General features: G+C 64.5%; 9 protein-coding genes. 6 read left to right on the forward strand and 3 right to left on the reverse strand.

The window, feature by feature from the left end; translation table 11 throughout:
* The 6 genes from Q0627_RS09155 to Q0627_RS09180 all read left to right on the forward strand — a co-directional run.
* The coding region (locus tag Q0627_RS09155; RefSeq protein WP_298809228.1) for a CbbQ/NirQ/NorQ C-terminal domain-containing protein at positions 1–509 on the forward strand (509 nt) is incomplete at its 5' end.
* 44 nt (positions 510–553) lie between these two features.
* Positions 554–1,246 carry a hypothetical protein gene (locus Q0627_RS09160; protein ID WP_291019441.1) on the forward strand — a complete coding sequence of 231 codons (693 nt, stop codon included), beginning with the start codon at positions 554–556 and terminating at the stop codon, positions 1,244–1,246.
* Positions 1,247–1,287: 41 nt separating this feature from the next.
* The gene (locus Q0627_RS09165) at positions 1,288–1,425 is read left to right on the forward strand and encodes a hypothetical protein (protein WP_291019416.1); all 138 of its coding nucleotides are present in this window, start codon (positions 1,288–1,290) and stop codon (positions 1,423–1,425) included.
* A gap of 43 nt (positions 1,426–1,468) precedes the next feature.
* The gene (locus Q0627_RS09170) at positions 1,469–2,158 is read left to right on the forward strand and encodes a hypothetical protein (protein ID WP_291019439.1); all 690 of its coding nucleotides are present in this window, start codon (positions 1,469–1,471) and stop codon (positions 2,156–2,158) included.
* 17 nt (positions 2,159–2,175) lie between these two features.
* Entirely contained in the window at positions 2,176–2,616 is a 441-nt protein-coding gene (locus Q0627_RS09175) for a hypothetical protein (RefSeq protein WP_291019413.1), read from the forward strand.
* On the forward strand, positions 2,613–3,785 hold the full coding sequence (locus Q0627_RS09180; protein WP_291019410.1) for a phosphotransferase: 1,173 nt from the start codon (positions 2,613–2,615) through the stop codon (positions 3,783–3,785). The genes Q0627_RS09175 and Q0627_RS09180 overlap by 4 nt, the downstream gene beginning before the upstream one ends.
* A 3-nt stretch (positions 3,786–3,788) precedes the next feature.
* Here Q0627_RS09180 and Q0627_RS09185 read toward each other — a convergent pair whose 3' ends face one another.
* Genes Q0627_RS09185 through Q0627_RS09195 form a run of 3 tightly spaced genes read right to left on the reverse strand, consistent with a single transcriptional unit; the run spans position 3,789 to position 7,015 of the window.
* Positions 3,789–5,003, reverse strand: a complete 1,215-nt coding sequence (locus Q0627_RS09185; RefSeq protein ID WP_291019407.1) for an epoxide hydrolase family protein — start codon at positions 5,001–5,003, stop codon at positions 3,789–3,791.
* Between the two features lie 48 nt (positions 5,004–5,051).
* Positions 5,052–5,780, reverse strand: a complete 729-nt coding sequence (locus tag Q0627_RS09190; RefSeq protein WP_291019404.1) for a helix-turn-helix domain-containing protein — start codon at positions 5,778–5,780, stop codon at positions 5,052–5,054.
* A gap of 41 nt (positions 5,781–5,821) precedes the next feature.
* Complete coding sequence (locus tag Q0627_RS09195; protein ID WP_291019402.1) at positions 5,822–7,015, reverse strand: acyl-CoA dehydrogenase family protein; 1,194 nt, start codon at positions 7,013–7,015, stop codon at positions 5,822–5,824.
* Positions 7,016–7,283: the final 268 nt, after the last annotated feature.

The raw sequence follows: 7,283 nt of genomic DNA on the forward strand, positions 1-7,283 counted from the left end.
ACCTCGACGAGGTGGTGGAGGCCCGGCACGATTCGCTGGCGATCCTGCATTCGCTCACCGACCACCGGCGCACCCTGTTCCTGGACCGGGCGGGTGAAACCCTGCACGCCCCGGACGGTTTCATGCTGGTCTGCTCCTACAACCCCGCCTACCGCAGTTCGCTCAAGGACCTCAAACCGTCGTTCCGGCAGCGGTTCGTCACCGTACCGATGACCTATCTGCCGCCTGATCGGGAGATCGAGGTACTGGTGGCCGAATCCGGTGTCGGCGCCGACGTGGCACGCCGACTGGTCAACTGCGCGTTGAGTATCCGCCACGCCGACGATGCCTTCCACTTCGAACCGCCGTCCACGCGGACCCTGGTGGCCGCCGCCCGCTTCATCGCCGCCGGCGCCGACGAACTCACCGCCGCCCAGGCGTGCATCCTCGCCCCGCTCAGCAGTGACGGCGCGATCCACGAGGGGCTCTACGAGATCGCCACCGCCCACCTCTCGGGAGCCCCCGCATGAGTTTTCAGATCTCGGGAAAGAAGAACGACCCGCAGGCGCCGGTGATGAAGAGTCCGCGGAAGACCGGGCTCACCTACGACGAGCATGAAGAGGAAAGCCGTAAGGCGCAACGCAAGTCGGATCTGTGGATGATCGCGGGCACCGCGTTCATGGGCACCTATCTGCTGGGTCTGATCGGGCTACCGCTGTTCCTGTACGGGATGTACCTCTCGCGTAAGGCCCAGCAGGAGGGACTGACCGTCCGGCCGCTGCTGGTCACGCTCATCGGCTACCTGGTGATCCTCGACGGATTCCTCAATACCGTCGGCTGGGCGCTCGACTTCATCGCCAACCATTCGCTGCTCAACCGGGTGTTCTTCACCGCCTGGGGCAACTACGCCGACAACGGCGCCTACTTCTGGCAGTACAACGAGCTGTACGTCGGCGGTGCGTCGGCACCCGGCGAAAAGGGCTGGGAGGCAGTCGGAATCTTCGTCGTGTTCCCGATGCGGGTGGCCGCCGCCATCGCCTTCCTGCAGATGAAACGCTGGGGACACCAGTGGCTGACCGTCACCTGCTGGTTCGGGGTGGTGCTGTGGATCGGCTACATCTCCAACATGACCATGTACGCCGACCTGCGTTTCGACGGCACGATCCTGCCCGTGCTCGGCTGGTGGGCCTACGACATCATGTTCATCACACCGTTCCTGGCACTGCCGTTCCTGCACACGGTCAACCGTGAGATCTTCTCCGATTGACCTGCCCGCCAACGCCTTTCCGATACCCCTAGGAGTTCCCCGTGAACGCTCCCCTCAACAAGCAGGACCGCGACCGCAAGCGGGCGCTGATCGTCCTTCAACTCACCATCTACGGATTCCTGCTGTCGATGTTCATCCTGCAATTGGTCTGGTCGTTCCAGCGCGGCTGGTGGAACTGACGCCATGGCATTCACAGACAAGACCGGCGGCTCCGGCCGCGTCATGACCAATCCCACATCCGGTGGCCTGTCCTACGACCAGCACGAAGAAGACAGCAAGATCGCTCAGCGCCAAGCCGACAAGTGGCTCATCACCGGCACCGCCTTCATGGGCACGCTGGTGTTCGGTTTCATCGGTCTGCCGATCTTCCTGCGCGGGCTGTACCTGCAGCGCAAGGCCACCCAGGACGGCATGTCGGTGCGGCCGATCATGGTCACCCTCATCGGCTACCTGGTGATCCTCGACGCGTTCATCAACAGCATCGGCTGGGGTCTGGATCTGATGGCCAACCACTCGCTCCTCAATCGGGTGTTCTTCACCGCCTGGGGAAACTACGCCGACAACGGCTACTTCTGGGAATACAACTCACTGTTCATCGGCGGCACGTCGGCGCCCGGTGAGAAGGGCTGGGAGATCGCCTGCATCTTCGTGGTGTTCCCGATGCGCATCGCCGCCGGCATCGCGTTCCTGCAGATGAAACGCTGGGGTCATCAGTGGCTGATCGTCACCTGCTGGATGGGGGTGGTGATCTGGGTCGGCTATGTGGTGAACATGACCATGTACGCCGATATCCGTTTTGACGGAACGATTCTCCCGGTCGTCGGCTGGTGGGCGTTCGACATCTTCTATATAACGCCGTTCCTGGCCATCCCCTACCTCCACACGGTCAACCGCGAAATCTTCGCCGACTGAACTCACAAGGACCAACCATGAGCAAGAACACCACCGCGGCCGATTCCGAGGTCGACCAGGAACTCCCCCCGGGCACCACACCCGCATTCGCCCGGATGCACAAATGGCTCAAACGTTTCATCATCGTCTGTCTGTTCGGCCTCGTCATCGAGGGTGCGTTCACCGTCCCGGTGCTCGCCGTCTGGTACGGCGCGCCGACGCTGTCTCTCACCGAGATCTGTGACGAATTCATGAAGGTGCGCTGGAACGACGAGAAGGCCGAATGCAAGTATCCGCACCCGATCGACGGCCCGCCGTTCGGCGGTCCGGGTGAGGGCACCGGGCGCACCACCGCCAAAACCGAATGGGGTGTGCAACCCAAATCGAACCTCGACCGGATCGGGTTCCGGGAACTGGTGCGTAACAAGGAGGAACGTGAAGCCCGAGAGAAGGCCAAAGCACAGGCGGGCGCGAAGTGACACCGGCTCTTCTGATCACCGCACAGAGCATCGGGCTGGTCACCACCGAGGCTTTCCGCGCCCTCGCTGACCGGGCGATCGGGTTCGGAGCGAAAGTCCCGCTGAACGAGAAGGAAGTGTCGGCGTCCTGGCTCGCCGACGCTCTCGGCGTACCCCGCACCGCCATCGAATCGGTCACCGTCGTCGATGCGCATTCCGGAACCGCCAATCGTGCCCGTCTGGCGGTCAAGTCGGATACCCACCTGCCCGATTCGCTGTTCCTCAAACTGCCGCCGCGCAACTACCTGCAGCACGTGCTGATGAACGTCTTCCGGCTCGGTACCAAGGAGGTCCTCGCCTACGGGGCCTTCGGCGACGATCCGCCGGTGCGCACCCCCCGCTGCTATCTCGCTGTGGAGGACACCCTGCGCCGACGCAATGTCCTTCTGTTGGAGGATCTTTCAGCCACAGCAGAGTTCCGTACCGTCGTCGACGCCGTCACCGTCGCCGAGGCCGAGGCGGTGGTCGACGCACTCGCCGGGCTGCACGCACGGTTCTGGAATACCGACCGCTTCGACGGTGATCTATGGGAGCTCGCCCAGCGTTCACCCGCGGAGATCCGGCTCGGCGATCTGATCCGGCGTAAGTTCATCGGCACCATCACCGGGCACACCGCCGGCATCATTCCCGATGACCAGAAGCGCGACTGCCGGATCTTCTTCGAACGCAGCGCCGATATCGACGCGTTCTGGGCGTCGCAGCCGCGCACTTTGATTCACGGTGACACCCATCTGGGCAATCTGTTCTTCGAGGAGGGCAGGCCCGGATTCCTCGACTGGCAGGTCGCGATGGCCTGGCCCGGTATCCGCGACATCGCCTACTTCGTCACCGCATCCCTCGAGGCGGACGAGGCCCGCCGCATCGAGCGGGAACTGGTGCGGCGCTATGTGACCCGGCTCGGCGACCACGGCGTCGACACCGACGGCGACCACATGTGGACGCTGTACCGGGCGGCGATCACCGAACCGTGGCTGGCGTTCGTGTGCACCGCCGAGGCCGGCGAGCGGATGCAGTCGTTCGAGATCTCCAGGGTCGGCGTCGAACGTGCCGTCGCCGCTGTCGAGGCGCACGACAGTTTCACCGTCCTGCGCTCGCTGATCGACGCCCCCTCGAGCATCCCCGCCGGCTGACGATCAGAGCTGCGCGAGGAACCCGACGATGTCGTCGGCAAGCAGCGCGGGCTCCTCGAGCGCGGCGAAATGACCGCCGCGGGGCATGATCGTGAATCGTTCGACGGCGAAGAACCGTTCGGCGAGCTCACGTGGTGCCATCGCCAGATCGGCGGGGAACAGGGCGAATGCCGTTGGAATCTCGACGCGGGCGGGCGCCCAATCGGCCCCGCCATCGGACCAGTCGCCGGCAGCATCCGCGGTCTCGGCGGCAGTGCCCTCCCACGAGCCTGCGCCGGACTCGTCGGCTCCCCAATCCGATTCGTCGGTACCCCAGTCTGATTCGTCGGCTCCCCAGCCGGCGGCCGGTTCGGAGTACAGGCGCATCGACGACCGCACCGTACCGGTCAGGTACTGCACGGCGGCATTGGCGATGACATGGTCGTCGGCGATCGGGGTGTCGCTCCACGCGTCGTACAGGCTGCCGAGCCACGCCGCGAGCCCGAACGGGGTGTCGGCGAGCACCGATGCGATCAGGTTCGGCTGCATCGTGTTCGCGGTGAGGTAGAGGGCGCCGGCACCGAACTTTTCGATCGCCGTCAGGTACAGCGCCTCGGCGGGCGAGCAGTCGGTCACGTCGATGGTGTAGGCGAGATCGAACGGCACGTCCGTAAGATGTAGCGCCACAACACTGTCCGGATGACTCTGGGCGATGCTCTGGGCGACGGCACTGCCCCAGTCGCCGGCGTGGACGGCGAACCGTGAGTAGCCCACTTCGCCCATCAGGGTGTGGAAGTCTTCGGCTGCCAGGTCCCGCGACATCTCACCCTCGGGTTCGGTGCTGTACCAGAAACCCGGAATCGCCGGTGCCACCACATCGTGGCCGGCGTCGAGCAGCAGCGGGATGAGGTCGAGGAAGCGCAGCGGCGAATCGGGCCAGCCGTGGATCAGCAGAATCGGCGCCCCGGTGCTCTTGTCGGCACGGGCGACGATGGCGGCCAGCGTGCGGCCGTCGGCGAGCGTGGTCTCGTGATACCCGAGTGCTTCGACGCGGTCTTCGATTGCCCGCCAGTCGAATCCGTCACGCCAACGGTTGAGCAGACTGCGCTGGCGGTCCTGGGCGGGGCCGGGTGCGGCGGCGGCCGTGGGGACCAACCGCGGCAACCGCACACCGGCGATCCGGTCACTGACGGTGTCGAGAACGTCCTGGGGTACGCGGGGAAGCGGCGAGGTGGTCATCGTTGTGTCCTTTCATCGGGTAACACCAGAATCGCCCCCGCACCACCGTCACGGATTGGAAGAATCGGCCACATCTCTGCTGTCGAACGGGGACGCGCCGTCGCCGCGCAAGATGCGTCCGGGGGTGTCGCCGGCGAACAGCCGGAAGTCGCGGGTCATGTGCGACTGGTCGGTGTATCCGGCCTGCGTCGCGGCCTCCGCCGCCGACAGCCCGGCGTGCAGGAGCCGGTAGGCAGTGCGGGCCCGCCGGATCTGCTCGACGTTCTTGCGGCCGATCCCGGCCGTCTCCGTCACTATCCTCCGCACCGTCCGTTCGGCACCGGGAACGGACCTGCCGTCCAGAGCGCGTTCGACGAGTGGTTCGGCGACGAGCGCACCCTGCGACGCAAGGGAGTCGACGAGGCGTTCGAGGCCGTCGAGGTCCGGGACCGGGTAGCGGGTACCCCCGAGCAGGAACCAGTCGCCGTCGGTCTCCAGTTCACGGAACTCGTCGACGGGTTTGACGTCGATCCCCCGCAGGAACACGTGCGGTGCCAATTCGACACCCCAGTGCACCTGTCCGGCAGGTAGTTCCAGCGTCCGAGGGCGGGTAGCAGGACCGACCAGGGTAGCCGTCGGGGTGTCATCTCCGAGCAGCCCGAACGACAGTCCCCAGAACTCGGTCGCGGCGTCGGTGTAGGAACCATCGGTGTCGATCGACGCCCACCACACGATGGTCGCCAGCGGCGAACGCGCTGGCCGATAGCCGTATCCGGGCGGCACATCCGAGCGGTTCACGGGTCCCACCGTACCCGCGAACCGAACCCCTAGGGCGTGTCCTAGATCCGGTACTCCTGCAGCAGCCGCTTGGAGATGATCTGCTTCTGGATCTCGCTGGTACCCTCACCGATCAGCAGGAACGGGGCATCGCGCATGAGGCGTTCGATCTCGTACTCCTTGGAGTAGCCATAACCACCGTGGATGCGGAAACTCTGCTGGGTGACCTCGGCACACAATTCGCTGGCCATGTACTTGGACATTCCGGCGGCCACATCGTTGCGTTCGCCGGAATCCTTGAGCCGGGCGGCGTTGACCATCATCAGGTGTGCCATCTCGACCTTCGTCGCCATCTCGGCGAGCTGAAACGCGATGGCCTGATGCTGCGCGATCGGTTTGCCGAAGGTGCTGCGCTGCTGCGCGTACCGGATGGCGAGCTCGAACGCCCGCTGCCCCACGCCACACGCCCGCGCCGACACATTGACCCGGCCCACTTCCACACCGTCCATCATGTGGAAGAAGCCCTGGCCCGGTTCGCCGCCGAGGATTGTGTCCGCGGGGGCTGTGAAACCGTCGAACACCATCTCGGTGGTGTCGATGCCCTTGTAGCCGAGTTTGTCGATCTTCCCGGGAATCGTCAGACCCGGTGCCACCTCGCCGAATCCGGGGGTTTTCTCGATCAGGAAGGTGGTCAGGCCGCGGTGTTTCTTGGTCAGGTCGTCGTCGGTGCGGACCAGGACCGCCACCAGCGACGAACTGCCACCGTTGGTGAGCCACATCTTCTGGCCGTCGATGCGGTAATTGCCGTCGGCATCGGGACGCGCCTTGGTGCGGATCGCCGCGACATCGGATCCTAGTTCGGGTTCGGACATCGAGAACGCACCGCGCAGTTCACCTGTCGCCATCCGCGGGAGATAGTTCTGCTTCTGCTCATCGGTGCCGTGCTGGCGGATCATGTAGGCGACGATGAAATGGGTGTTGATCACCCCGGATACGCTCATCCAGCCGCGCGCGAGTTCTTCGACGCACAGGGCGTAGGTGAGCAGCGACTCACCGATCCCGCCGTATTCCTCGGGGATCATCAGCCCGAACAGACCCATCTCGGCCATCTGCTCGACGATCTCCGTCGGATAGGTGTCGGTCTTCTCCAGTTGCGAGGCAACCGGAATGATCTCCTTGTCGACGAATCGCCGGACGTTGCTGACGATTTCCTGCTGAACATCGGTCAACCCGACAGTCTGTGCAAGCGTTGCCATTACAGCTCCTGTTGTTGTGTATTCGCGGTCGAGAACTCATCTTGGCCCCCGGCGTCAAGGCTTCGGTCTTCCGTTGAGAGCCTGGCGTCACCGGACCCTTCGAGACCCTCGCTCCTTCGTCGCTTCGGCCTCAGGGATCAAGAAGGTGGACCATCTTCTTGAAGCACCGTGAGGATCCAACCACCGAACCCCCAGGAACCAAAAGCAGAACACCACCTTGAAGCACCATGAAGATCCAACCACCGAACCCCCAGGAACCAAAAGCAGA

The organism is uncultured Gordonia sp. (assembly GCF_937858515.1).
Classification (GTDB): domain Bacteria; phylum Actinomycetota; class Actinomycetes; order Mycobacteriales; family Mycobacteriaceae; genus Gordonia.

Excerpts from the sequence above, each read along its gene's own strand:
- Q0627_RS09195 (WP_291019402.1), bottom strand. The coding sequence starts at position 7,015 with ATGGCAACGCTTGCACAGACTGTCGGGTTGACCGATGTTCAGCAGGAA.
- Q0627_RS09170 (WP_291019439.1), top strand. The coding sequence starts at position 1,469 with ATGACCAATCCCACATCCGGTGGCCTGTCCTACGACCAGCACGAAGAA.
- Q0627_RS09185 (WP_291019407.1), bottom strand. The coding sequence starts at position 5,003 with ATGACCACCTCGCCGCTTCCCCGCGTACCCCAGGACGTTCTCGACACC.
- Q0627_RS09160 (WP_291019441.1), top strand. The coding sequence starts at position 554 with ATGAAGAGTCCGCGGAAGACCGGGCTCACCTACGACGAGCATGAAGAG.
- Q0627_RS09175 (WP_291019413.1), top strand. The coding sequence starts at position 2,176 with ATGAGCAAGAACACCACCGCGGCCGATTCCGAGGTCGACCAGGAACTC.